The sequence below is a fragment of the Massilia sp. UMI-21 genome (assembly GCA_015277795.1).
GTDB lineage: Bacteria > Pseudomonadota > Gammaproteobacteria > Burkholderiales > Burkholderiaceae_D > Telluria.
Window position 1 is genome coordinate 650030 of sequence record CP063848.1, and the last position, 24587, is coordinate 674616.

Sequence of the window (24587 nt, forward strand, 5' to 3'; positions counted from 1 at the left end):
TCTTTCGTGGCACATATTTCTACTTCAGCGCCGTGCGCCTGGCGCGCTGCCTTCGGCCTGGCCGCCGTGTCCCTGGCCGGCTTCGGCTTCCTGTATTCGATGGCCGGCGTCGGGCTGGGTCAGTTGCTGTATCCCGAACGCGCCGACGGCAGCATGATCGTGCATCAGGGCAAGGTACTCGGCTCGGAACTGGTGGCCCAGCCCTTCGCCGCGGCTGGCTATTTCCAGTCGCGGCCCTCGGCCGCCGGCTACGATCCGATGGGCGTCAGCGGCAGCAATGCGGCGCGCACCAACCAGGACCTGCGCAAGCGGGTCGACGAGGCCAGGGCCGCGGTCGCGGCGCGCGAGGGCGTCGATCCGGCGCAGGTGCCGAGCGACCTGGTCACGCAGTCCGGCGGCGGCATCGATCCGCACATCAGCCCGGAGGCGGCGGCGATCCAGGTCGGGCGCGTGGCGGCGGCCCGCGGCCTCGCGCCGGAGCAGGTTCAAGGGCTGGTCGCGCGGTACACCGAGGCGCCGCAGTTCGGCTTGCTCGGACAGCCGCGCGTCAAGGTGCTGCCCCTGAACCTGGCCCTCGACCGCGTGTCGGCAGGCGCGCGCTGACGGCGGCAGGCAGGCCCTGCGATCTGCGGCTAAGATGGCGGGGCACAACACCAAGCGGATATGAGAACTGAACAGGCAGATGCATTGATGGAAACGCTGCGGCGCCAGGGCGCGGGGCGCCTCACCGTGTTTCTCGGGGCGGCGCCAGGCGTGGGCAAGACCTACGCGATGCTGGCGCGCGCGCGGGAACTGCAGCGGCAGGGCATCGACATCGTGATCGGCATCGTGGAAACCCATGGGCGCGGCGACACCCAGGCGCTGGTCGAAGGCTTGCCGCTGGTGCCGCGCCGGCAGATCGACTACCAGGGCCGGCGGCTCGACGAGATGGATCTCGACGCCATCCTGGCGCGCAGGCCGCAGGTAGTCCTGGTCGACGAACTCGCCCATCGCAACGCGCCGGGCAGCCGCCACGAGCGGCGCTGGCAGGACGTCGAGGAACTGCTCGACGCCGGCATCGACGTCGCCACCACCGTCAACGTCCAGCATCTGGAAAGCCTCAACGACCTGGTGCACCAGATCACCGGCGTGCGCGTGAGCGAGACCGTGCCGGACGGTGTGTTCGACCGCCTGCGCGACATCCGGCTGGTGGACTTGCCGGCGCGCGAACTGATCGAGCGCCTGAACCAGGGCAAGGTCTACCTGCCGGAGCAGGCGGCCCACGCGCTGCAGGCCTTCTTTTCGCCGTCCAACCTCACCGCCCTGCGCGAGCTGGCAATGCAGACCGTCGCCGACCACGTCGATGCCGATCTGCGCCAGACCCGCGCCGCCGCGGGCCTGGCGGGCATTTCGATCCAGCGCCATGTGCTGATCGCCATCGATGGCAGGGGACAGTCCGAATACCTGGTCCGGGCCGGCAGCCGGATCGCCGAACGGCGGGGGGCGCCCTGGTCGGTGGTCACGGTCGAGACCGGAAGGACCGCCGCCAGCATGAGCGGCGCGGGCGACAGCCCGCCCGGCAGTGGGCAAGCGCAAGGGCGCCAGATGGAAATCGACCGCGCGTTCGCACTGGCCCGCAAGCTCGGCGGCGACACCGAGGTGCTGCACGGCTCGGACATCGCCGGCGCCCTGCTGGATGCGGCGGCGGCGCGCGGCGCATCGGCGATCGTGATCGGCAGGACGCGCGAACGTCCGGTGGCGCGCGTCTTCAACCGTACCCTGAGCCAGCAGTTGCTGCGGCGCGGCGCGCGGTACGAGCTGACCATCGTCAGCACGCCGCAGGCGCGCTTGCGTGCGCGTGGCGGCTATGGCCCGTCCGGCAAGCCTTGGTTGAGCCGGGGCGAACCGGTCCTGGTACTCGGCACGACCGCTGCCAGCGTCGCGGCGGCGGCACTGGGCGAGCGCTTCCTCGGCCTGAGCGACCTGTCGATGGTGTTCATCGTGGCCGTGCTGCTGGTGGCCGCACGCTCGCGGATGGCTGCGGCGGTCGTCACCGCGACCCTGTGTTTTCTGTCATATAACTTCTTCTTCATCGAGCCGCGCTACACCTTCTTCATCGAAGCGCACCAGGGCGTGGCGACAGTGCTGCTGTTCCTGGCGGCCGCCCTGATCGCCGGCCGGCTGGCCTCGCGCCTGCGCACCCAGGTCATCGCGCTGCGCGTGGCAAATACCCACGCGACGACGATGCAGAACCTCGGCCGCGAGCTGTCCAAGGCGGCCGACCTCGGGCAGGTGATCGCCGCCGGCAACCGGCTGCTGGCGTCTGCGCTACGCGCGCAGGCCTGGATTCGGATCAGCGGCCAGGAAGGACCGACCCCGGCGAGCGGGGCGATCGGTGAGAAGGACCGGGTCGCGGCCGACTGGTGCCAGCGCCATGGGCAGCCCAGTGGCCGGTTTACCGACACGCTCGCCAGTTCCAGCTGGTGGTTTCTTCCAGTCCAGTCGAGCGAGGAGGCGGTGGGCGTGGTGGGCCTGCGCTTTCCCGCCGAAGCACCACGCTTGAGCTTCGAACAACGCCGGCTGGCCGAACGCATGGTCGACGATATCGGCCAGGCGGCACTGCGTGCGCGGCTGGTCGCGGATCTCGAAGCCGCCCGCGTCAGCGGCGAAACCGAGCGCCTGCGCTCGGCCCTGCTGTCGTCGGTGTCGCACGACCTGCGCTCGCCGCTGGCGTCGATGATCGGCGCCGCCGGCAGCCTGGCCAGCTACGGCGACGCGATGAGCGCCGACGACCGCGGCAGCCTGCTCGAGACCATCCGCCTCGAAGGCGAACGCCTCGACCGCTACATCCAGAACCTGCTGGACATGACACGCCTGGGTCACCAGGGGCTGAGCCTGACGCGCGACTGGATCGGCGTCGACGAACTGATCGGCTCGGCCACGCGGCGCGTGCAGCGCTATGTCGCCGGAACCCGCTTCGTGGCCAGGCTCGCCGCCGGCATGCCACCGATCCACGTGCATCCGGCGCTGGTCGAGCAGGCGCTGTTCAACGTGCTGGAGAACGCGGCAAAGTTCTCGCCGCCAGGCGAACCGGTCCTGGTCAGGGCCGAACGCCGTGCTGACGGCCTGCTCCAGGTCGACATCTCGGACCGCGGACCCGGCATTCCGGAAAACGAGCGGCGCCGGATCTTCGACATGTTCTACAGTGTGGAGCGCGGCGACCGCGGCCGGCACGGAACAGGCCTTGGCCTGACGATCGTGCAAGGCATCATCGGCGCCCACATGGGCAGCGTGGAAGCGCTGCCCGGCCCCGACGGCGTCGGGACCACGATCCGCCTCGTCCTGCCCTGGGGTGAGCTACCACTCAGCGAGGAGACATCCGCATGAATCATGGCGACCGCAGCGCCGACCACGGCACACACTCGGTGGCGCCGGCCCGCGTGCTCGTCATCGACGACGAACCGCAGATCCGCAAGTTCATCGACATCAGCCTGCGCGCCCAGGGCTACCACACCCAGCTCGCCGACACCGGCGAGCGCGGCCTGGCGCTGCTGGCCAGCCAGGGGGCGGAACTGGTGATCCTGGATCTCGGGCTGCCCGACCGCGACGGCCAGGACGTGCTGCGCGAGCTGCGTCAATGGTCGGCCGTCCCGGTCATCGTGCTGACGGTGCGCTCCGCCGAGGAGCAAAAGGTGGCGCTGCTCGACGCCGGCGCGAACGACTACGTGACCAAGCCCTTCGGCATCGAGGAGCTGATGGCGCGCGTCCGGGCGCTGCTGCGTGGCGTCCTGACGCGCATGGGGGGCGCCCAGGTCTATGATGACGGCGAACTGTTCATCGACCTTGCCAACCGCGAGCTGCGCATGCACGGCCAGCCGGTGTCGCTCACGCGCAAGGAGTTCGCGCTGCTGGCCCTGCTGGTACGCGAACCCGGCCGCCTGATCACCCAGCCGCAGTTGCTGCGCCAGGTCTGGGGGCCCACGCACCAGGAAGATGCGCACTACCTGCGCATCCTGGTGGGCAAGCTGCGCCACAAGCTGGGCGAGGACGCCGCCGATCCGCGCTACATCATCACCGAGCCGGGAGTAGGGCTGCGCTTCCAGTCGCGCGAGAAAACATCCCAGGCCGGCATTGGCCGTCCGGACTGACGCTCCGCACCTGCGGATGCACGCTAGAACCCGAGCACTTCTCCTGCGCCGAGCAAGGTCGCGATGCCCAGCACCGCGAAGACCAGCGCCGCCAGGCCGTGCACCAGCCGCAAGGGCACGCGCTTGGCGATGCGCTCGCCGAAGTACACGGCCGGCACGTTGGCCAGCATCATGCCGCAGGTGGTGCCGGCCACCACCGCCGCCATCGAGGCGTAGCGCGCCGCCAGGGCGACGGTGGCCACCTGCGTCTTGTCGCCCATCTCGGCAATGAAGAAAGCGAGCAGGGTGCTCAAGAAAACACCGTAGCGAGGCAGCGGCAGCTCGCCGGCGTCGACCGCGTCGGGAACCATGGTCCAGGCGGCCATGGCGAGGAAGGACAGGCCCAGCACCCAGCGCATCGGGCCGGGGCCCAGCAGTTCGCTCACCAGGGCGCCGACGGCGGCGGCAAAGGCGTGGTTGGCGATGGTGGCGACGAAGATGCCGAACACGATCGGCAGGGGGCGCCGAAAGCGCGCCGCGAGCAGGAAGGCCAGTAACTGGGTCTTGTCGCCGATCTCGGCAAGTCCCACGATGCCGGTCGATACGAGAAAGGCGTCCATGAAGCGGCAGCTACGGCAGATACGAAGGGCCCGATCATAGCAGAGGCGAGCGTCAATACAGCGCGCGTCCGTACCCACCTCGTGCTTTTCCCCCACCGTTGAAGATGCTATCCTGCCTGCGCCCCCGGCCCTACCAGGGCTGTTCGACGCCGTCATTCCTTCCACGAGAGACCATGAAGACAAGCACCCTGCTGCGCGCCACGGCCTGCGCCTTTATCTGCCAGTGGAGCGCCTACGCGTTCGCACTCGACCCCCTCAGCTACGCCAAATACGACCAGGTCAAGACCACGGCCCTGCACCTGGACCTGAAGGCCGACTTCACGCGCAAGACCCTGGCCGGCTACGCCGACCTGAGCCTGGACTGGCTCGACGACAAGGCCACCACGCTCGACCTCGACACCCGCGAACTGAGCATCGCCAAGATCGAGGCGCAGGATGCGGCAGGCGTGTGGAAGCCGGTCAAGTACACCCTCGACAAGCTCGATGCCGAGAAGGGCCAGGCCCTGCATATCGCGCTGCCGGGCCAGCCGGCCAAGGTGCGCATCCACTACCACACCGCGCCCACCGCGCCGGCGCTGCAGTGGCTGACCCCGAAGCAGACCATGTCGGGCAAGTACCCCTTCATGTTCAGCCAGTCGCAGCCGATCAATGCGCGCTCCTTCATGCCGGTCCAGGACACCCCGGCGGTGCGCTTCACCTACACCGCGCGGATCCAGGCGCCGGAAGGCATGCGCGTCGTGATGAGCGCCGATGACGATCCCAAGGCGACGGGCAAGGGCGGCTGGAAGTTCAGCATGCCGCAACCGGTGCCGGCCTACCTGGTGGCGATCGGCATCGGCGAGCTGGAAGCGCGCACCCTGGGCGCCCGCACCGGCGTCTACGCCGAACCGATGCGCATCAAGGCCGCCGCCTACGAACTGGCCGACACCGAAAAAATGGTGGCCGCGGCCGAGTCGCTGTACGGCCCGTATCGCTGGGGACGCTACGACATGCTGGTGCTGCCGCCGTCCTTCCCGATCGGCGGCATGGAAAACCCGCGCCTGACCTTCCTGACCCCCACCATGATCGCGGGCGACCGCAGCCTGGTCGACCTGATCGCGCACGAGCTGGCGCACAGCTGGTCGGGCAACCTGGTGACCAACGCCTCGTGGAAGCACTGGTGGCTCAACGAAGGTTTTACCACCTACGTCACCACCCGCATCCTCGAAAAGCTCTATGGCGAGGAAGTGGCGACCATGAACCTGCAGCTCGAGCAGGAAGAAGCGCTGGAATCGCTCAAGGACATTCCGAAGGCCAAGCAGGCCTTGCTCACGCGCGACCCGGACACCAGTTCCGAGCACTACACCGACGAAGGCCTGGCCTACCCGAAGGGCGCCTGGTTCCTGCGCACCCTCGAGCAGCGCGCCGGCCGCGACGTCTTCGATCCCTTCCTGCGCGGCTGGTTCGACCAGCATGCCTTCCAGAGCGTGACCACCGACCAGTTCGTGCACTACCTGCGCACCAATCTGCTGGCCAAGCACCCGAAGGTCATGAGCGACGCGGAGCTGAACGAATGGCTGTACGGCACGGGCATCCCGGCCAGCGCCAAGAAGGCCGTCTCCACCCGCCTGGCCAGGCTGAACGACACCACCGCGCGCTGGCTCAAGGGCGAGCTGACGACCGCGCAGCTGCCCACCAAGGCGTGGAATGCCGCCGAGTGGATGAAGTTCTTGAACGACATCGACAACAAGGCCAATGCCGCCAAACTGGAAGAGCTGGACAAGGCCTATGGCCTGTCGAAGACCGGCAACAATGAAGTGGCCTTCCGCTTCTACCGCGCCGCCGTCCACGCCGGCTACCGCGGCATTCGCCCGGACCTGGAAGCCTTCCTGATGCAGGTGGGGCGCCAGAAGTTCGTGGTGCCGCTGTACGGCGCGCTGCGCGCCAATGCGCAAGACCGGGCCTGGGCCGAGCGCGTGTACAAGGCCGCGCGCGAGCGCTACCACCCGGAGACGCAGGGCAGCGTCGACAAGCAGATGAATAAACAATGAAGGGGATGACCACAGTGTTTGCCATGAATCGCATTGCAGCCGCGGCCCTGCTCGCGCTGACCGCCGGCGCCGCTTTTGCGCAGGAAGCCGCGCCAGGCGCCGCCGTGCAGGCCGCAGCCGCGCAAGGCCCCGCCTATGACCTGAAAGCCGATGTCGAGCGCGTGATGAAGCAATTCGACGTGCCGGGCATCGCCATCGCCGTGGTCAAGGACGGCAAGGTCCTGGCCGCCGAAGGCTTCGGCGTGCGCAAGCGCGGCGAGCCGGCCAAGGTGGACGGCAAGACCATCTTCGAGATCGCCTCGAACTCCAAGGCCTTTACCGCGGCCGCGCTGGCCATGCTGGTCGACCAGGGCAAGCTGGACTGGGACGACCCGGTGATCAGGCACCTGCCGGACTTCCGCATGTACGACGCCTACGTCACCGCCGAGATGACCATCCGCGACCTGCTGACCCACCGCAGCGGCCTGGGGCTGGGCGCCGGCGACCTGATGTGGTGGCCGACCACCAATTTCAGCACCGACGAGATCATCCACAATCTCCGCTACATCAAGCCGGCCACCAGCTTCAGGAGCAGCTACGCCTACGACAACCTGCTGTACATCGTGGCCGGCAAGATCATCGCCGCCAAGTCGGGCAAGACCTGGGGCGAGACCATGCACGAGTGGATCCTGGCACCTATCGGCATGACCGGCACCACCACGAGCCTGGAAGAGAGCGCGAAGTTCGCCAACGTTTCCGCGCCGCATAGCAAGATCAACGGCAAGGCGGTGCCGGTGAAGCCGATGCCGGTGGCGAACGCGGTCGGCGCGGTTGGCATCAACACCAACGCCGAGGATATCGCGCGCTGGATGAACGTGCTGCTCGCCGGCGGCGTGGTCAAGGGCGAGGGCGGCCAGGAAGTGCGCCTGTGGTCGGACAAGCAGGCGCGCCAGCTCTGGACCGCGCAGACCCCGATGACGATCAGCACGCCGCGTCCGCCGCTGGCGGCGACCAAGCCCAATTTCTACGCCTATGGCCTAGGCTTCCAGCTGCGCGACTACCAGGGCAAGCTGGTGGCGATGCACGGCGGCGCGCTGCAGGGCTTCTACACCCGCGTGATGCTGGTGCCGGAATCGAAGCTGGGCATCGCGATCTTCACCAATGCCGAAAGCGGCCCCTCGCTCAACGCCTTGCAGTATCGCCTGCTGGACCAGCACCTGGGCGTGGCGCCGACCGACTGGATCGGCCGCATCGCGGACATCGACAAGGAGTTGCAGGCCAAGGAGGCGGCCCGTGTCAAGGGCGAGGCGGCTTCGCGCGCAGCGTCGTCGAAGCCCTCGCTGGCGCTGGCCTCGTACGCGGGCGACTACCAGGACGCGTGGTACGGCAAGATGGCGATCCGCCGCGTCAACGACAAGCTGCAGATGTCCTTCGCCAAGACGCCCGACCTGACCGGCGAGATGGAGCACTTCCAGCACGATACCTTCATCGTGCGCTGGAAGGAGCGCAACTTCAATGCCGATGCCTACGTCACGTTCTCGCTGGAACCCGACGGCAGCATCGAGCGCGTGCGCATGAAGCCGGTGTCGACCGAGACCGACTTCAGCTACGACTTCCAGGACTTGTTGTTTACCCCGGTGAAGACAGAGAAGAAGGGTTGATCTAAGGCTGCTTGAACGCGCGGCCGGGAAACCCGGCCACCCTACGTAGGGTGGGCGGGTTCCCCGCCCGCGCGTTCAACTCAACGTAGAGACGTCGAAACGCATTACTTCCCTGCCCACACCTTCATCATGTCTTCCGACCCCTGGGTCCGGATCCCGTTGTCCGACAGGATTCCCTCGGTGGCATCCAGCACCGCCTTGCGCGGCAGGATCATGGTCTCGCCATAGCGCTGGTCGAACTTGAACGCCACGTATTCGTCCTTCAGGTCGCGCAGCAGCGCCACCAGGTGGGCCAGGCTGCGGACCTTGGTCCCGTTGACCGAATCCAGCACCGAGCCGAAGCGGTTGCTGTAGCCGGTCACCAGCTTGTGCGGGAAGAAGGGTCCGCTGATCACCACCAGCTCCTCGCGCCCATCGGTCGGCGAATCGCCGAGATGGGTCACCAGCGGGCTGTCGTTGAAGCTGTAGGCGCCCATCGCACGCGGGTTGGCCAGCAGGAAGCCCATGAAATCGGTCGTCGCGCGCGTGAACACCACCGGGCCGTACACGAAGTAGGACGGATAACCGCCGTTCAGGTCGGGGATCAGGAGCGGGCGCGGGCCGCTGGCCGGCACCTCGACCTGCATCGGCTTGCCGCCGCGGCGGATCGTCATCGGCACCTTGCCGTTCTTCGCCACCTGCTGGATGCGGTACTGGAAGCGCACGCGCAGGTTCGAGCCCAGCTTCACCATGCCCTGGTTGTCGATCGGGTACTCGCCGATGTGGGTGATGATGTCGCCTTCCTTCAGGGGCCAGCCGGCATCGAGCCTGTACGGGCGGTGCACCAGCGCGCCTTCCACCGACTTGTCGATGTTCAGGTACTGGCGCAGCGCCGGGTTCTCCAGCGTCTGCACGCTGTCGTGCAGCAGCGGCTTGCCGTCATAGCGGCCGTCCGCCACGTCCTTCAGGAACAGCTCGATTTCCTCGTTCGGAATCACGTAGCCGATGTTCTGGGCATTGCTCGCCATCGAGAAGGCCAGGCCGATCATCTTGTCGCCGGCGATCACCGGGCCGCCGCTGTTGCCCGGGTTGATCGGCGCGTCGATCTGGATGCGCAGGCCCGAGCTGAACGAGCCATAGCCGACGAACTCCACGCGCGAGACGATGCCGCGGGTGGTCGACAACGAGTTGCCGCCGACTGGGTAGCCGTAGGCGAACACCGCCTCGCGCACATCCGGCAGCACGGCCGCGCGCCGCACCGGCGGGCGCTTGTCGAAGAAGGACGGATCGTCCAGTTCCAGCACCGCCAGGTCCAGGCCGCGCGCCAGCGCGATCACCCTGGCCGACACCTTGTCGCCCGATTGGCTGGCCTGCACCTCGACCTGGCTGGCGTAGCCGACCACGTGGGCGTTGGTCAGGATGCGCTTGCCCTCGATGATCACGCCCGAGCCGGTGACATTGACCGGCGACTGCTTGATCCAGGGCTTGTACGGGTCCGGCCGGCGCACGGTGGCGAAGATCTTGACCACCGAGTTCTCGACCGACGGCAAGGCCGGAGCGGTGGTGGCGGACGGGGTGGCGACGGCCGGCGACGGCGGCGTGGCGGGCGTGGGGGCAGGCGGCGGGGAGGTGTCCTGTGCGTGGACAAGGCCGGCCAGGGCAAATGCCACGGCGGCGGCGAGACGTGCGGTTTTCATGAATTCCTTCGGTGGCTCAAATGTGTCGACTGGACCAAATGGCAAGAATATACACGCTCCTCGCCGAAGGAAATGCACCAATCCTCACCGGAAGGGGCAGCCCATCGGGCTGCCGGCCTCCCGGCCACGCATTTACTGCTTCACGAACTTGAGCGTCATGCGGTCGCTCTCGCCGATCGCCATGTACTTTTCGCGGTCCTTGTCCTTGTTGGCCAGCACCGGGGGCAGGGTCCACACGCCTTTTTCGTGCTTGGCGGTGTCCTTCGGGTTGGCGTTGACGTCGGACTTGGCGGCCAGCTTGAAGCCGGCGTCTTCGACGGTCTTGATCACCCAGGCTTCGTGCAGGTAGCCGCTCGAGGCCTTCGCGTCCTGCGTCATCGAGGCCGGCAGGCGGTGGTCGACGATACCCAGCACGCCGCCCGGTTTGAGCACCTTGTGGATTTCCTTGAAGGTGTTCTTCAGCGCTTCGTCGCCGTTGCCGACCCAGTTGTGCAGGTTGCGGAAGGTGAGCACCATGTCGACGCTGTTCGGCGCGGCGATCTGGTAGGTGGTGGGCGGTTCGAACACGGCCGGGACGACCTTGTCGTAGAGGGCAGGGGTGGCATCCAGTTTCTGCTTGAAGGCCATGCCGCCGCGCTTCTCGGGCGTGAAAGCCTGGCCTGCGGCGATCAGTTTGCCGTTCTGGCGAAGGTAAGGCGCCAGGATTTCGGTGTACCAGCCGCCTCCGGGCGCGAGTTCCACCACCGTCATGGTTGGCTTGATGCCGAAGAAGCTCAGGGTGTCGTATGGATGGCGCGCCGCGTCGCGAGCCTTGTTGGCGGCGCTGCGATGCTCGCCCGCGATGGCCGCTTTCAGGGCGTCGTCCGCCTGTGCCGCGCCGGCGGCCAGGGTCGCAGCAAGGGTCGTGATGGCCCCGGCGGCCAGGATCAGTCGTTTCATCGGTTCGAAGTCTCCATGTGTTTGGTGTGCGCGGCCGGGCGGGACGCCGCCGCCGCGCTGATGATCGGCCACAGTTGGCGGACAGTCAAGCGTTCCTTGTGTATGCATGTTTGCCCTGTAAAGCTGTCCGCGCGGCTGTCCGCGGCGGACACCCGGACACCTGCGCGGACGCTCGCGGCGGACAGTCGAAGTCCTTGAAATCATGGATTTAAAAGATGCTGTGATCTGGCACAACAATTGCCTATTCAAAACCACGACTTACTGCTAAGGTTGGCAGGTTTGCCGCGCCGCGCCGCCGCCGGCAAAGACCCACCCCCTTCGCGGTAAATACAAGAAATGCGGGCCGCACGACAAGGCGGAACCGCTGCCCAGAAGTAGCTTGATTTCAGGAGACATTATGGAACGCCGTACCTTTCTCAATTTCAGCAGCCTGGCGCTCGCCTCCACGCTCGTCCCCTTCACTCGCGCGATCGCCGCGGAAGAACTGCTCAGCGCCATGCCGACGGCCGCCAAGAAGGCGCTGGCCGACGTCGCGCTCGATGCCGCCACCAAGGCCGGCGCCAGCTATGCCGACGTGCGCATCGGCCGCTACCTGAACCAGTTCATCACGACCCGCGACCTGAACGTCGAGAACGTGGCCAACACCGAGTCCGCCGGCGTCGGCGTGCGCGTGATCGCGGGCGGCGCCTACGGTTTCGCCGCCACCTCGGACATGTCCAGCGACGGCATCGCCAATGCGGCGCGTCAGGCGGTCGCGATTGCCAAGGCCAATGCCAAGCTGCAGTCCGAACCGGTGCGCCTGGCTCCGGTGAAGGGCGTCGGCGACGTCTCCTGGGCCACGCCGATCAAGAAAGACTGGCGCACCGTGCCGATCAAGGAGAAAGCGGACCTGCTGATCGCCGCCAACAAGGCCGGCATGGAAGGCGGCGCGACCTTCATGAATTCGATGCTGTTCCAGGTGAACCAGCAGAAGTACTTCGCTTCCACCGACGGCTCCTACATCGAGCAGGACGTGCACCGCCTGTGGGCGCCGTTCCAGGCCACCGCCGTGGACAAGACCACCGGCAAGTTCCGCTCGAGGTCCGGCTTGGGAGCGCCCGTCGGCATGGGCTACGAATACCTGGACGCCCGTCCCGAGCACAAGCTCAGGGCCGCGGGCGGCGTCGCCACCCTGTACACCGGCTCCTACGATCTCATCGAGGACGCGCGCGCCGCCGGCCGCGATGCCAAGGCCAAGCTGACCGCCAAGTCGGTCATGCCGGGCAAATACGACCTGATGCTGTCGCCGGAACACCTGTGGCTGACCATCCACGAGAACGTCGGCCACCCGACCGAACTGGACCGCGTGCTCGGCTACGAAGCCAACTACGCCGGCACCAGCTTCGCCACCCTCGACAAGTGGCAGACCAGGAAATTCAAGTACGGTAACCAGATCGTCAACCTGTTCGCCGACAAGACCACCCCCGGCTCCCTGGGCTGCGTCGGCTACGACGACGAAGGCGTCAGGACCAAGAAGTGGGACATCATCAAGGACGGCATCCTGGTCAACTACCAGGCCACCCGCGACCAGGCCCACATCATCGGCGAAAAGGAATCGCACGGCTGCTCGTACGCCGACAGCTGGAATTCGGTGCAGTTCCAGCGCATGCCGAACGTCTCGCTCGCCGCCGGCAAGAAAAAGCTGACCCCGGACGAGATGGTCAAGGACATCAAGAAGGGCATCTACATCGTCGGCGACGGCTCGTTCTCGATCGACCAGCAGCGCTACAACTTCCAGTTCGGCGGTCAGCTGTTCTACGAAATCAAGGACGGCAAGATCGGCCCGATGCTCGAAGACGTGGCCTACCAGGCCAACACCCAGGAGTTCTGGAACGCCTGCTCGGCCATCTGCGACGAGCGCGACTGGCGCATGGGCGGCTCCTTCTTCGACGGCAAGGGCCAGCCGCCACAGATCAGTATCGTGTCGCATGGCTCGTCGACCGCGCGCTTCAACGGCATCAACGTGATCAACACCGCCCGCAAGATCGGCTGAGGCAAGGGACAACCATGAGCATCCTTACCCAGGACCAGACCAAGCGCATCACCGACCGCGTGATGTCGCTCTCGAAAGCCGACGAGTGCATCGTGAACATCGAAGGCGCCCGCATCGGCAACATCCGCTTCGCCCGCAACGCCGTGTCCACCGCCGGCCTGGCCGACGACACCCGTCTCACGGTGCAGGTCGCCTTCGGCAAGCGCCAGGGCACCGCCACCATCAACGAATTCGACGACAAGTCGCTGGAAAAGGCCGTGCGTCGCGCCGAAGACCTGGCGCGCCTGGCGCCGGAGAATCCGGAGTTCATGCCGGCGATCGCCAAGACCGGCTACAAGTCGTCCGACACCTTCGTCCCGGCTACCGCGGCCATCGACCCCGAGTTCCGTGCCCAGGCCGCCGCCTACGCGATGGAGGCCTGCCGCAAGAAGGGCCTGGTGTCGGCCGGCTTCTTCACCGACCGCGAGATGTTCGAAACCGTGGCCAACTCGAATGGCGTGTTCGGCCACCAGGTGGCCACCTCGCTCGACTTCACCTGCACCGTGCGCACCGAAGACGGGCGCGGCTCGGGCTGGGTCAAGCGCTCGGCACGCGACGTCGCCCGTTTCGATGCGCGCGAAGCGGCCGACGTGGCCATCGAGAAGGCATTGCGCTCGGTGGACGCCAAGGCGCTCGAGCCGGGCCGCTATACCGTGGTGATGGAGCCCAGCGCCACCAGCGACCTCCTGACCTTCATGATGGGCGGCTTCAATGCGCGCCTGGCCGACGAGGGCCGCAGCTTCCTCTCAAAAAAGGGCGGCCAGAACCGCCTGGGCGACAAGCTGTTCGACCAGCAGGTCAACATCTGGTCGGACCCTTGGGACAAGGACGTACCGGTGCTGCCGTGGGACGGCAACATGCTGCCGCGCGAACGGATCCACCTGGTCAAGGACGGCCGCATCAATGCGCTGAACTACTCGCAGTACTGGGCCAAGCAAAAGGGCCAGCGCGCCATCGGCAGCGCCGGCAACATCATCATGGCCGGCACCGACAAGAGCACGGAAGAGCTGATCGCCAACACCAGGAAGGGCGTGCTGGTGACCCGCACCTGGTACATCCGGATGGTGGACCCGCAGTCGGTGCTGGTCACCGGCCTGACCCGCGACGGCACTTTCTACATCGAGAACGGCAAGGTCAAGTACCCGATCAAGAACTTCCGCTTCAACGAGAGCCCGGTGAGCATGCTGAACAACATCGACGAGATCGGCAAGCCGCTGGTGATCGGCGGCGACGAGGCGAATTATTCGATGCTGATCCCGTCGATGAAGATCCGCGATTTCAACTTTACCTCGCTCTCGGACGCGGTCTGAGAATCCGTAGGGTGGGCGGCTTTGCCGCCCACGCGTCCAAACCACGGTTGAACAGATACATCGTCTGTTCAAGCCCGGATTGAACGCGTGGGCGGGAGACCCGCCCACCCTACGAAAACCTACGGATACTTAAATGGAACGTCGTAAATTCCTCCAAATCGGCGCCGGCACCGCCGGCGCCATGCTGATCCCGGTGTTCGGCAACGCTATCGCCGCCGATGAGCTCTTGAATGCGATGCCGCGCAGCGCCAAGAAGGCCTTGGCCGACATCGCACTGAACGCCGCCACCCAGGCCGGCGCGTCCTACTGCGACGTGCGCATCGGCCGCTACCTGAACCAGTTCATCATCACGCGCGACCTGAACGTCGAGAACATCAGCAACACCGAGTCGAGCGGCGTGGGCGTGCGCGTGGTGGCGGGCGGCGCCTACGGCTTCGCGTCGACCAACGACATGACACCGGACGGCATCGCCAATGCGGCGCGCCAGGCGGTCGCCATCGCCAAGGCCAACGCCAAGCTGCAGAGCGAGCAGGTGCGCCTGGCGCCGGTGAAAGGCGTGGGCGAGGTGGCCTGGGCCACCCCGGTCAGGAAGGACTGGCGCGGCATCCCGGTCAAGGACAAGGCCGACATGCTGATCGCCGCCAACAAGGCGGGCCTGGACGCTGGCGCGAGCTTCATGACCGCGTCGCTGTTCCAGATCAACCAGCAGAAGTACTTCGCCTCCACCGACGGCTCCTACATCGACCAGGACATCCATCGCCTGTGGGCCCCGATCAACGCCACCGCCGTCGACAAGGCCAGCGGCAAGTTCCGCTCGCGCGCGGGCCTGTCCTCGCCGGTGAGCATGGGCTACGAATATTTCGATGCCAAGGCCAGCGACAAGGTGCAGGCCGCCGGCGGCGTGACCACGCTGTACACCGGCTCCTACGACATCGTCGAGGACGCGGGCCTGGCGGGCAAGCAGGCGCGCGAGAAGCTCGGCGCCAAGTCGGTCGAGCCGGGCAAGTACGACCTGGTGCTCAGCCCCGAACACCTGTTCCTGACCATCCACGAGAACGTCGGCCACCCGACGGAGCTGGATCGCGTGCTCGGCTACGAAGCCAATTACGCCGGCACCAGTTTCGCCACCCTCGACAAGTGGGAAACCAGGAAATTCAAGTACGGCTCCGAGCGCGTGAACTTTGTTGCCGATCGCACCACCCCGGGTTCGCTCGGCCTGATCGGCTACGACGACGAAGGCGTGCGCGCCAAGAAATGGGACATCATCCGCAACGGCATGCTGGTCAATTACCAGGCCACGCGCGACCAGGCCCACATCATCGGCGAGAAGGAATCGCACGGCTGCTCCTACGCCGACAGCTGGAGCACGATCCAGTTCCAGCGCATGCCGAACGTGTCGCTGGAGCCGGGCAAAGCCAGGCTCACGCCGGACGAGATGGTCAAGGACGTCAAGAAGGGCATCTATGTCCTCGGCCGCGGCTCTTACTCGATCGACCAGCAGCGCTACAACTTCCAGTTCGGCGGCACGCTGTTCTACGAGATCAGGAACGGCAAGATCACCGGCCCCCTGGAAGACGTGGCCTACCAGGCCAACACCCAGGAATTCTGGAATGCCTGCTCGGCCATTTGCGACGAGCGCGACTGGCGCATGGGCGGCTCGTTCTTCGACGGCAAGGGCCAGCCGAGCCAGGTGAGCGCAGTCTCGCATGGTTCGTCCACCAGTCGCTTCAATGGCATCAACGTCATCAACACCGCACGCAAGATCGGTTGAGGAGGAGACAACATGAAACAGCTGAACCAGGAACAAGCAAAACGCATCGCCGACCGCGTGATCGGTTTCTCGAAAGCCGACGAATGCAGCGTGTCGATCGAAGGCAACCGCACCGGTAACATCCGCTTCGCACGCAACAGCGTGTCGACCGCCGGCCTGACCGAAGACACCCAGCTGGCCGTACGCGTCGCCTTCGGCAAGCGCGTGGGTACTGCGGTCGTCAACGAGTTCGACGACAAGTCGCTGGAAAAAGCCGTGCGCCGCGCCGAGGAGCTGGCGCGCCTGGCGCCGGAGAATCCGGAATTCATGCCGGCCGTCGGCAAGCAGGAATACCTGACCACCAAGACTTTCATGGGCTCGACCGCAGGCATCGACCCGGACTACCGCGCCGAAGTCGCCGCAGCCGCCATCGGCCAGGCACGCGCCAAGAAACTGGTGACCGCCGGCTTCTTCACCGACAATACCCGCTTTTCCTGCGTGGCCAACTCGAACGGCGTGTTCGGCTTCCAGGAATTCACCGACCTGTCCTTCACCTGCACCGCGCGCACCGAAGACGGCCGCGGCTCGGGCTGGGTGACCCGCTCGGCCGTCGACGCGCGCCGCTTCAACGCCTCGGAAGCGGCCGAGGTCGCGATCGACAAGGCACTGCGCTCGGTCGATGCCAAGGCGCTGGAGCCGGGCCGCTACACCGTGATCCTGGAGCCGGCGGCGACCTCGGAAATCCTCGGCAATATGTTCGCTTCCTTCAGCGCGCGCGCCGCCGATGAAGGCCGCAGCTTCCTGGCCAAGAAGGGCGGCGGCAACCGCCTGGGCGAAAAGCTGTTCGACGAGCAGGTCAACATCTGGGCCGACCCGTGGAACCCGGACGTGCCGGTGGCGCCGTGGGACGACAACACCATGCTGGCCCGCAAGCGCACCGACCTGATCAAGGACGGCCGCGTCGCCTCGCTCGGCTATTCGCCGTTCTGGGCGAAGAAGACCGGCAACCAGGCCACCGCCAACCACGGCAACATGATCATGGCCGGCGGCACCAAGTCGCTGGAAGAGCTGATCGCGGGCACCAAGAAGGGCATCGTGGTCACCCGCACCTGGTACATCCGCATGGTCGATCCGCAGTCGCTCCTGATCACCGGCCTGACCCGCGACGGCACCTTCTACGTCGAGAACGGCAAGATCAAGTACCCGGTGAAGAACTTCCGCTTCAACGAAAGCCCGGTCACCATCCTCAACAACATCGACGAACTGGGCAAGCCGCAGATCATCGGTGGCGACGAGGTGCCGTTCCAGATGGTGCTGCCGCCGATGAAGGTCCGCGACTTCAACTTCACCTCGCTGTCCGACGCGGTGTAAGGTCCACGAATGGCCAACTACGATTTCTACTTCACGCGCCTGACCTACGAGTCGGGCGACTGGGACGTGGATATCCGTATGCCCAGCAACGTGCTGAACTCGCTGGTCGAGTACACCACGCTGCGGGTGGATCCGGCAGAGCGCGTGGTCGCGCTGTCGGATCCGAAGATGCTGCAGGCGCCGTTCTGCTATTTCGCGGGGCACAAGCTGGTGCAGTTCACCGCGCAAGAGCGGCGCAACCTCGAAAAATACGTGCGCGGCGGCGGCTTCGTGTTCGTGGACGACTGCAACCACGACATCGACGGCCTGTTCGCGAAATCGTTCGAGGCCGAGATGGTCAAGATCTTCGGCGCCTCCGCATTGAAGAAGATCCCGAATACGCACCCGCTGTATTCCTGCTTCTTCAAGTTCGACGGACCGCCGACCACCGGCGGGGAACTCAACGGCTGGGGCGACGACCTGGTGCACGAGTACCTGAAGGCGATCGAGTTCGGCGGGCGCATCCGCCTGCTGTACTCGAACAAGGACTATGGATGCGAGTGGGACTACGACTTCCGCAACAAGCGGTTCCTCGCGGTCGACAACACCCGCTTCGCAGTCAATATCATTCAATATGCGTTGGGAGCGTAAGTGGTGGCTGAGCGTGATGCGGTAGCGTGGAGTGAACAGGAAATCGCCGGACTGGTGGCGAGCATCAAGGCGCTGAAGGACAGCATGGCGCGCGTCATTATCGGACAAGAGGAGGTGGTCGACCTGCTGGTGACCTGCCTGCTGGCCGGCGGCCACGCGCTGGTCGAGGGCGTGCCGGGCCTGGGCAAGACCTTGCTCGTGAAATCGCTGGCGCAGGCCACCGACATGCAGTTCCGCCGCGTGCAGTTCACGCCGGACCTGATGCCGTCCGACATCGTCGGCACCGAGATCCTGGAAGAAGACGCCGGCACGCGCCAGCGCGTGTTCCGCTTCCAGCCCGGACCTGTGTTCACCCAGGTGCTGCTGGCGGACGAAATCAACCGCGCACCGCCCAAGACCCAATCCGCGCTGCTCGAAGCGATGCAGGAACGCGCGGTCACCTTCGCCGGCACCACGCACAAGCTGCCGCGTCCCTTCTTCGTGCTGGCCACCCAGAATCCGATCGAGCAGGCCGGCACCTACCCGTTGCCGGAAGCCCAGCTGGATCGCTTCCTGCTGCGCATCGACGTGGTCTACCCGACCGAGGACGAAGAAGTGCTGATGGTCTCGCGCACCACCCACGCGGGCCTGACGGATGCCGAGCCGGCCATGACGGTCGAGACCCTGCTGCGCCTGCAGCAGCTGGTGCGCGACATCGAGATCGGCGAGCACCTGCTGCGCTACGCGACGCGCCTGGTGCGCGCCACCCGTCCGGAGCTGACCACGGTCGCCGCGGTGAAGAACCACATCGGCTGGGGCGCCGGCCCGCGCGCCGGCCAGGCGCTGGTGCTGGCCGCGAAAGCGCGCGCCCTGATGCAGGGGCGCCTGGCGGTCACCCGCGAGGACATTGGCGCCATGCTGCTGCCGGTGCTGGCGCACCGCGTGCTGCGCAACTTCGAGGCGGAGGCCGACGGCGTCGCCATCGCCGACATCCTGCAGTCCCTGCGCAACGAGATCCGGGTCGACTGATCTTGTCGCTGGCGAACACCGCGCTGATCGCGCACACGCAGAAGCTCGACCTGGCGATCCGCCATGTGCTGGCGGGGCTCGGCCACGGCATCCACGCCGGGCGCGAGCGCGGTGCGGGCGTCGAATTCTCGGAATACCGGGCCTATGCGCCCGGGGACGAATGGCGCCGCGTCGACTGGAAGCTGCTGGCGCGCGCCGACCGCTACTTTGTACGCGAGGCCGAACGGGACAGCCACGTGGCGGTCTGGCTGGTGCTGGACGCCAGCGCCTCGATGCTCGAACCCAGCCGCGAGCTGGAAGGCGTCGACAAGCTCTCTTACGCCCGCACCCTGCTCGGCTGCGTGGCGGCCATCGCCCAGCGCCAGGGCGACGCCTTCGGCCTGCTGGTCCTGAACGATGGCAAACTCCAGTTCACGCCGGCCATGCGCGGTCCGCGCCAGCTGCAGCGCGTACTGCTGCAACTGAGCCGGGTCCAGGCCGCGGGCGAATTGCCGGATGCCGACACCCTGCGCGCCGGCCTGCATTTCGCGCAGTCCCCCAGCGTCATTTTCGCGGCCAGCGACCTGCTCGACTGGCCGTCTTCGCTGTCGCAGGCATTGATGCGCCTGCGCGGCATGCGCCATGACGTGCGCGTGCTGTGCCTGCAGACTCAGGCAGAGGTCGATGCCAGCTTTTCCTCCGCGCCGGCTTACCGCGACCCGGAGCCGGCCAGAACCGGGGGCGTCTACCGCTTCGGCGCCGACCTGAAGGAAGGCTACCGCCGCAATCGCGAGCAGCACTTCGCGGCGGTGACGGCAAGCTGCCGCCAGCGCGACATCCCGGTCGTGTCCGCGCGCATCGAACAGCCGCCGGGCGAGGTCCTGCGCCTGTTGTTGCGCTCACCGCTGCGCCGTCCGGGGAGCCGCCCATGATGTCGTACACGAATGCGCTCTGGTGGTTGGCCCTGCCGATCCTGCTGCTGCCGATCTGGTGGCACCGGCGCAAGCGCGAGCAGCACAAGGCCGAACTGCTGGCGACGAGCCGCTTCCTGCCGCGCGCCGAGCCGCGCCAGGTACGCGCATGGTCCTGGCGCGACCTCATCCTGCTGCTGGTGCGCTGCCTGATGCTGGCCGCTGCGATTGCCTGGCTGGCCGACCCGATCATGCCCCGGCGCGGCGATACCGTGATCGTGGCGACCGGCACCGATCCGGAGTGGGCCGATGCGCAGGTGGCGCAGGCCGGACTGGCCAAGGCCGACCGGATCGCCATGCCCGCGGCCCGGACGATAGCGTGGCTGCGTGCCCACCAGCGCGAGTGGCGCCCCGATGCGCGCCTTCTGGTGCTGGGCGACGTGCCCATGCTGGCGCAAGTGCCCGAATTCGGACGCAAGATCGAACTGCGCACGCTGGCCCGCCAGCCGGAGAACCGCGAACGCCGTGTGCATGTCGTCAGCGAGCGCCCCGAGCAGTGGCGCCGCGTGTTCGCCGCCGCGGGCATCGCCATCGACGAGATGCCCGGCGCCAGGACGTCGCTGATCGTGTGGGACCGCAAGGATGCGCCTCCGGCGTCGCTGCGCGCGCCGCTGTGGCTGGTCACCGATCCCGCGCTGTTCCCGGAGCTGGCCAAGGCCGCGCAAGCGGAAGGCTTGCAGGATAAGCTGGCCTACGCCGACAGCCCGCGCGGCCGCCTCTGGCATTCGGCCGCCTGGCCGCCGACGACCGTCGACGCGGCGCGTGCGCTGCTGGACGACTGGCAGCGCCTGCACGCCGGTCCTCCAGTCTACACCGCGCCCTCGCGCGTGTTCGAGGCGTCGGCGTCCGTGCGTGCCCCCGCGCCGAGCGGCGCGCTGCGCGACATGTTGATGGCCGCATTGGCGGCATTGTTCGTACTCGAAAGGATCCTGACGCATGCACGACGGCGCTGAGATCACCCGACGCGTCTGGCGGGCCGCCCAGCTGCGCCGGCTTCCCTTGTGGATCGCCGGGGCGCTGCCGTGGCTGCTCATCCGCTCGGCCCCGGGCCTGATCGCCTGGACCATGTGGTGCGCCTGGGACTGGGCCATCCTGCGCCGCCGCGTCGCCTTCGAATGGACCGCCTGGCTGGACGGCGCCGTGCCCGAGATGGAAGACAGCAGCGCGCTGCTCGAGCACGCACCCACGCCGCTCGCCCAGTTGCAGCGCCGCCGCATCCTCGAGCGCCTCGACGCCGCCGTCTCCAGCCGGCAGCTGCGCCGGATTGCACGCGGCCGCGTGAAGGCCGGCGCGCCCTGGCTGCTGGGCAGCGTGGTGGCGGCAGCGGCGGTCTGGTTCGCCAGCGCTCCCGCGCCACAGGGCAAGGCGGCTGTTGCCGGCCGGGCGCCAGCAGCGATCGCGGCGCCGGTTGCGGCGCAACTGGTCGTGCGCACTGCGCCGCCGGGCTATACCGGCGTTGCTCCGGTCGCGTCGGCGCCGAAGGATTTGCAGGTGCCGGAGCAGACCGTCGTCACCTGGTGCCTGAAAGATCCGGCTGCCGCCGAAGAAACCATCGAGGTCAGCAACGGCCAGCTGCTCAAGCCGGGCAAGGAATGCGCGCGCTGGCTTGCTACCGAATCGGTGTTCTGGCGCTGGCACGGCACGCGCTACACGATCAAGGTCACTCCCGACCAGCCGCCCGACATCACGATCGTCGCGCCGACCCGGATGGTGCAGGAACTATCGGAAACCGCCACCAGCGCCGCGATGGGCGTGCAAGTGCGCGACGACTACGCCATCACCCGTGCCACCCTGCATATGACGCTGGCGCGCGGCAGCGGCGAGAACATCCGCTTTACCGACCGCGAGATGCCGCTGCCCGCATCGCCCGACCGCAAGCAGCGCAACTGGTCGAAGAACTGGTCGCTTGCCGACCTGGGCATGGAGCCGGGCGACGAGCTGTACTTCTTCGTGCGCGCCACCGACAACGCGGCGCGTCCGCATACCGTGCAGTCGCCGACCTATACGCTGCGCCTGCCGGCGCCGCCCGAGGAGGCCGAAGAAGAGAGTACCGCGATGCCGATGCTGGTCAAACCGCAAAGCCTGCGCAGCCAGCGCCAGATCATCATCGATACCGAGCAGTTGGTGGCGGACATGCGCACGACCAACATGAGCGCGGATACGGCACGCGAGCGCAGCCAGGTGATCGCGAGCGACCAGGGCGCACTGCGGCGCCGCTACGGCCAGTTCCTGGGCGAGGAGTCCTCGCTGTTTACGGACGGCGAAGACGAGCACGACGACCATGGCGGCGCCGAAGCGAAGCAGGACATCCTGCACCAGTACGGCCACGCCCACGACGAGGCCGAGAACGCGACGCTGTACGACGAGAAAACCAAGAAGGTGCTGCGCCGCGCGCTGGTGGCGATGTGGGATGCCGAGAAGGCGCTGCGTGCGATCACGCCCAAGGTGGCGCTGCCGCCCGAGCACAAGGCGCTCGAAGCGATCAAGGAACTGCAGCAGGCCGAACGCATCTACCTGCACAAGACCGCCTTCGTGCCGCCGCCGATCAAGGAAGAAAAACGCATGAGCGGCGACATGGACGGTACGGCCAGTTACCGCCGCGAGCAGGGTGGCGCCGAAAAGCGCGTGCCGGAAGACCTCGGCCTGCTGGTCCAGGCTCTGTCGGGCGACGGTCCCTTGCCCGCCCTGTGGACCCGCAGCGCACACGACTGGGTACGGACGCACCTGGAGGACGATGAGCAGCGCCTGTCGGCCCAGACCGCGATCCAGGACGTGGCGGACGGCTGCGTGCCGTGCCGCCCGGTGCTGCGCGCCTGGTTGCGCCAGGGAGCGGGGCAGGGGCAGGTACTGCTGCAGGCGCGGCCGACGGTGGAGACGCCCTTCGTACGCGCATGGCGCGAGGGAGCCAAGCCATGACGAACCTGAACCTGTTGCTGGCCTCGATCGGCATCGCGGGCATCGCCAGCGCCGGCCTGTACGGCTGGCGCCGCCAATGGATCGACGCGCTGCTGGTGCTGGTCGCCGCGGCCGCCCTTGGCTTGTTCGCGGCGGGCATCCGCCTGCCCGGCGATGCTGGCCGGACCCTCGTGCTCGACCCGTCCGCACCCGCGCCGATGCTGGACGGGGTGCGCGCCTTCGCGCTCGAGGGCGACGGCCTGCGCGCCGCCCAGTGGAACGATCTGCCTGCGCTGCCGCTGCAGTGGCAGCGCCCCGCAGGCGGCACCCTGCGCCTGCACCATCCGCGCCGGCTGGCCCTGGGACGAAGCTTTACGCTGCGCGTCGAGCGCGAAGAGAAGCGTGAGGCGCGCCTGCAACTGCTGGCCGAGAACGGCCAGGTCATCGCGGAAACGCGCGGCGCCGGCGAGCTGGCGGTCGCCTGGACGCCGCCGCTGGCCGAGCGGCTCGTGCTCAAGGCGCGCCTGCTGGATGCTGCCGGCAAGACCATTGCCGAGGGTCCGGTGCCGCTCACCGTACACGCGCCCAGCATCCTGCAGGTGGAGGGCCGCTTCGGCGCGCCCTCGTTCGACCTGCGCACCCTGAACGAATTGCTGGCCGGCAGCGGCGCGCTGCTCGACTGGCAGGTGCTGCTGGGCCGCGCCGTCACGCGCACCGAGTTGCCGAAGGAAGAAATGAAGGCCCCGAACCTGCTGGTGATCGACGCGGCCTGGTTCGAGCGTTCGAGCAGCGCCCAGCGTTCCGCCCTGCTGGGCCGCGTGGCCGGCGGCCTGCCGCTCCTGGTGCTGGGCGCGAATGCCAACGACCCGGCGGTCTGGTCGCGCACACTCGGCTTGCCTCTGCGGGCGCAGCCTTCCGGCAAGAAGATCGAGTCGCCGTTGGAACTGCCAGTTGCGCCGTTCAACCCTGCCGCACGCGAAGCCGGCGAATGGCGCGGCGCGGACAACATGGTGTGGACGCGCAGCTGGAAACAGGGCCGTATTGCCTGGCTGGGCGCCAGCGAATGGCACCGCCATGCGATTGCCGAACCGCAGGCGCTGGCCTTGTGGTGGCAGGGCGTGCTGGATCGCGTCGGCGTGGAGCTAGCTGGCGAGGTGGAGTGGCTGGAGCCGGAAGAACTGCCGCTGCCGGGCCAACGCATGGAATTGTGCGCGCGCGGCGTGAAAGGCGAGGTGGCCTTCCCCGAGCTGAAGCTGACGCGCGCCTGGTCGCCGCGCACCGATGCCGCTTGCGTGGCGGTGTGGCCGGAGAAGTCGGGCTGGCTGCTTGTAAAGGATGCCAGGGCGGGCGCGCACGCCGTGTACGTCTATGCGCCGGGCGACTGGCCGCAGTGGCAGGCCGCGCAGCGCCGCGATGCGACCGCGCGCTATGCCGCCCGCACGCCGGCAAAGGCGCTGGAGGGCGCTGCGCGCGCCTTCCCGGCCTGGCCCTTCGCGCTTGCGTTCAGCCTGGCGATGCTGCTGCTGTGGTGGCGCGAGCGCCGCTGACGCGGGCAGCCGCCGCCGCGGCTACTGCAGAGGGCAAAGCAGGG

Annotated in this window: 18 protein-coding genes; 15 read left to right on the forward strand and 3 right to left on the reverse strand. The window is 67.4% G+C overall.

Translation table 11 applies throughout. The features are described 5' to 3' along the window. Window positions 1–6: 6 nt before the first annotated feature. The 3 genes from kdpC to IM543_02830 are packed head-to-tail and all read left to right on the forward strand — an operon-like array spanning window position 7 to window position 4127. Window positions 7–603 (forward strand): potassium-transporting ATPase subunit KdpC, encoded by a 597-nt coding sequence (gene kdpC, locus IM543_02820; protein ID QOY94850.1) that lies wholly within the window; start codon window positions 7–9, stop codon window positions 601–603. A gap of 60 nt (window positions 604–663) precedes the next feature. Then, the gene (locus IM543_02825; GenBank protein ID QOY94851.1) at window positions 664–3366 is read left to right on the forward strand and encodes a sensor histidine kinase KdpD; all 2703 of its coding nucleotides are present in this window, start codon (window positions 664–666) and stop codon (window positions 3364–3366) included. Next, window positions 3363–4127 carry a response regulator gene (locus tag IM543_02830; GenBank protein ID QOY94852.1) on the forward strand — a complete coding sequence of 255 codons (765 nt, stop codon included), beginning with the start codon at window positions 3363–3365 and terminating at the stop codon, window positions 4125–4127. The genes IM543_02825 and IM543_02830 overlap by 4 nt, the downstream gene beginning before the upstream one ends. Window positions 4128–4150: 23 nt before the next feature. Here IM543_02830 and IM543_02835 read toward each other — a convergent pair whose 3' ends face one another. Next, window positions 4151–4726, reverse strand: coding sequence for a TMEM165/GDT1 family protein (locus tag IM543_02835; GenBank protein ID QOY94853.1), 576 nt, complete (start codon window positions 4724–4726; stop codon window positions 4151–4153). A 173-nt stretch (window positions 4727–4899) separates the two neighbouring features. Between IM543_02835 and IM543_02840 the strand changes: the two genes are divergently transcribed. Together IM543_02840 and IM543_02845 are read left to right on the forward strand one after the other, a co-directional pair. Beyond that, window positions 4900–6756, forward strand: a complete 1857-nt coding sequence (locus IM543_02840) for a M1 family metallopeptidase (protein ID QOY94854.1) — start codon at window positions 4900–4902, stop codon at window positions 6754–6756. Between the two features lie 23 nt (window positions 6757–6779). Further along, window positions 6780–8396: a serine hydrolase gene (locus tag IM543_02845; GenBank protein ID QOY94855.1), complete on the forward strand. Its 1617-nt coding sequence runs from the start codon at window positions 6780–6782 to the stop codon at window positions 8394–8396. Window positions 8397–8500: 104 nt separating this feature from the next. Here IM543_02845 and IM543_02850 read toward each other — a convergent pair whose 3' ends face one another. Both IM543_02850 and IM543_02855 read right to left on the reverse strand, forming a co-directional pair. After that, window positions 8501–10072 (reverse strand): trypsin-like peptidase domain-containing protein, encoded by a 1572-nt coding sequence (locus tag IM543_02850; GenBank protein ID QOY94856.1) that lies wholly within the window; start codon window positions 10070–10072, stop codon window positions 8501–8503. A gap of 132 nt (window positions 10073–10204) precedes the next feature. Continuing rightward, on the reverse strand, window positions 10205–11011 hold the full coding sequence (locus IM543_02855) for a class I SAM-dependent methyltransferase (protein ID QOY94857.1): 807 nt from the start codon (window positions 11009–11011) through the stop codon (window positions 10205–10207). 397 nt (window positions 11012–11408) lie between these two features. On the opposite strand from IM543_02855, the gene IM543_02860 reads away from it, so the two are divergent. From IM543_02860 to IM543_02905, 10 genes are all read left to right on the forward strand, one after another. Next, on the forward strand, window positions 11409–13043 hold the full coding sequence (locus tag IM543_02860; GenBank protein ID QOY94858.1) for a TldD/PmbA family protein: 1635 nt from the start codon (window positions 11409–11411) through the stop codon (window positions 13041–13043). A 14-nt stretch (window positions 13044–13057) separates the two neighbouring features. Then, window positions 13058–14392, forward strand: coding sequence for a TldD/PmbA family protein (locus tag IM543_02865; protein QOY94859.1), 1335 nt, complete (start codon window positions 13058–13060; stop codon window positions 14390–14392). Between the two features lie 133 nt (window positions 14393–14525). Then, complete coding sequence (locus IM543_02870) at window positions 14526–16163, forward strand: TldD/PmbA family protein (protein ID QOY94860.1); 1638 nt, start codon at window positions 14526–14528, stop codon at window positions 16161–16163. A gap of 12 nt (window positions 16164–16175) precedes the next feature. Then, entirely contained in the window at window positions 16176–17513 is a 1338-nt protein-coding gene (locus tag IM543_02875; protein ID QOY94861.1) for a TldD/PmbA family protein, read from the forward strand. Between the two features lie 9 nt (window positions 17514–17522). Further along, window positions 17523–18143, forward strand: a complete 621-nt coding sequence (locus tag IM543_02880) for a DUF4159 domain-containing protein (GenBank protein ID QOY94862.1) — start codon at window positions 17523–17525, stop codon at window positions 18141–18143. Between the two features lie 3 nt (window positions 18144–18146). After that, window positions 18147–19151 carry a MoxR family ATPase gene (locus IM543_02885; protein QOY94863.1) on the forward strand — a complete coding sequence of 335 codons (1005 nt, stop codon included), beginning with the start codon at window positions 18147–18149 and terminating at the stop codon, window positions 19149–19151. 2 nt (window positions 19152–19153) lie between these two features. Beyond that, window positions 19154–20062: a DUF58 domain-containing protein gene (locus IM543_02890; GenBank protein QOY94864.1), complete on the forward strand. Its 909-nt coding sequence runs from the start codon at window positions 19154–19156 to the stop codon at window positions 20060–20062. Continuing rightward, window positions 20062–21054 (forward strand): BatA domain-containing protein, encoded by a 993-nt coding sequence (locus IM543_02895; GenBank protein ID QOY96500.1) that lies wholly within the window; start codon window positions 20062–20064, stop codon window positions 21052–21054. Before IM543_02890 ends, IM543_02895 begins: the two co-directional genes overlap by 1 nt. After that, window positions 21038–23017, forward strand: a complete 1980-nt coding sequence (locus IM543_02900) for a hypothetical protein (GenBank protein QOY94865.1) — start codon at window positions 21038–21040, stop codon at window positions 23015–23017. The genes IM543_02895 and IM543_02900 overlap by 17 nt, the downstream gene beginning before the upstream one ends. After that, entirely contained in the window at window positions 23014–24543 is a 1530-nt protein-coding gene (locus tag IM543_02905; GenBank protein QOY94866.1) for a hypothetical protein, read from the forward strand. The genes IM543_02900 and IM543_02905 overlap by 4 nt, the downstream gene beginning before the upstream one ends. Window positions 24544–24587: the final 44 nt, after the last annotated feature.

Bases quoted from the DNA above. Each gene is read 5' to 3' on its own strand.
- IM543_02825 (QOY94851.1), top strand. From the start codon at position 664: ATGAGAACTGAACAGGCAGATGCATTGATGGAAACGCTGCGGCGCCAG.
- IM543_02830 (QOY94852.1), top strand. From the start codon at position 3,363: ATGAATCATGGCGACCGCAGCGCCGACCACGGCACACACTCGGTGGCG.
- IM543_02835 (QOY94853.1), bottom strand. From the start codon at position 4,726: ATGGACGCCTTTCTCGTATCGACCGGCATCGTGGGACTTGCCGAGATC.
- IM543_02840 (QOY94854.1), top strand. From the start codon at position 4,900: ATGAAGACAAGCACCCTGCTGCGCGCCACGGCCTGCGCCTTTATCTGC.
- IM543_02845 (QOY94855.1), top strand. From the start codon at position 6,780: ATGAATCGCATTGCAGCCGCGGCCCTGCTCGCGCTGACCGCCGGCGCC.
- IM543_02850 (QOY94856.1), bottom strand. From the start codon at position 10,072: ATGAAAACCGCACGTCTCGCCGCCGCCGTGGCATTTGCCCTGGCCGGC.
- IM543_02855 (QOY94857.1), bottom strand. From the start codon at position 11,011: ATGAAACGACTGATCCTGGCCGCCGGGGCCATCACGACCCTTGCTGCG.
- IM543_02860 (QOY94858.1), top strand. From the start codon at position 11,409: ATGGAACGCCGTACCTTTCTCAATTTCAGCAGCCTGGCGCTCGCCTCC.
- IM543_02865 (QOY94859.1), top strand. From the start codon at position 13,058: ATGAGCATCCTTACCCAGGACCAGACCAAGCGCATCACCGACCGCGTG.
- IM543_02870 (QOY94860.1), top strand. From the start codon at position 14,526: ATGGAACGTCGTAAATTCCTCCAAATCGGCGCCGGCACCGCCGGCGCC.
- IM543_02875 (QOY94861.1), top strand. From the start codon at position 16,176: ATGAAACAGCTGAACCAGGAACAAGCAAAACGCATCGCCGACCGCGTG.
- IM543_02880 (QOY94862.1), top strand. From the start codon at position 17,523: ATGGCCAACTACGATTTCTACTTCACGCGCCTGACCTACGAGTCGGGC.
- IM543_02895 (QOY96500.1), top strand. From the start codon at position 20,062: ATGTCGTACACGAATGCGCTCTGGTGGTTGGCCCTGCCGATCCTGCTG.
- IM543_02900 (QOY94865.1), top strand. From the start codon at position 21,038: ATGCACGACGGCGCTGAGATCACCCGACGCGTCTGGCGGGCCGCCCAG.
- IM543_02905 (QOY94866.1), top strand. From the start codon at position 23,014: ATGACGAACCTGAACCTGTTGCTGGCCTCGATCGGCATCGCGGGCATC.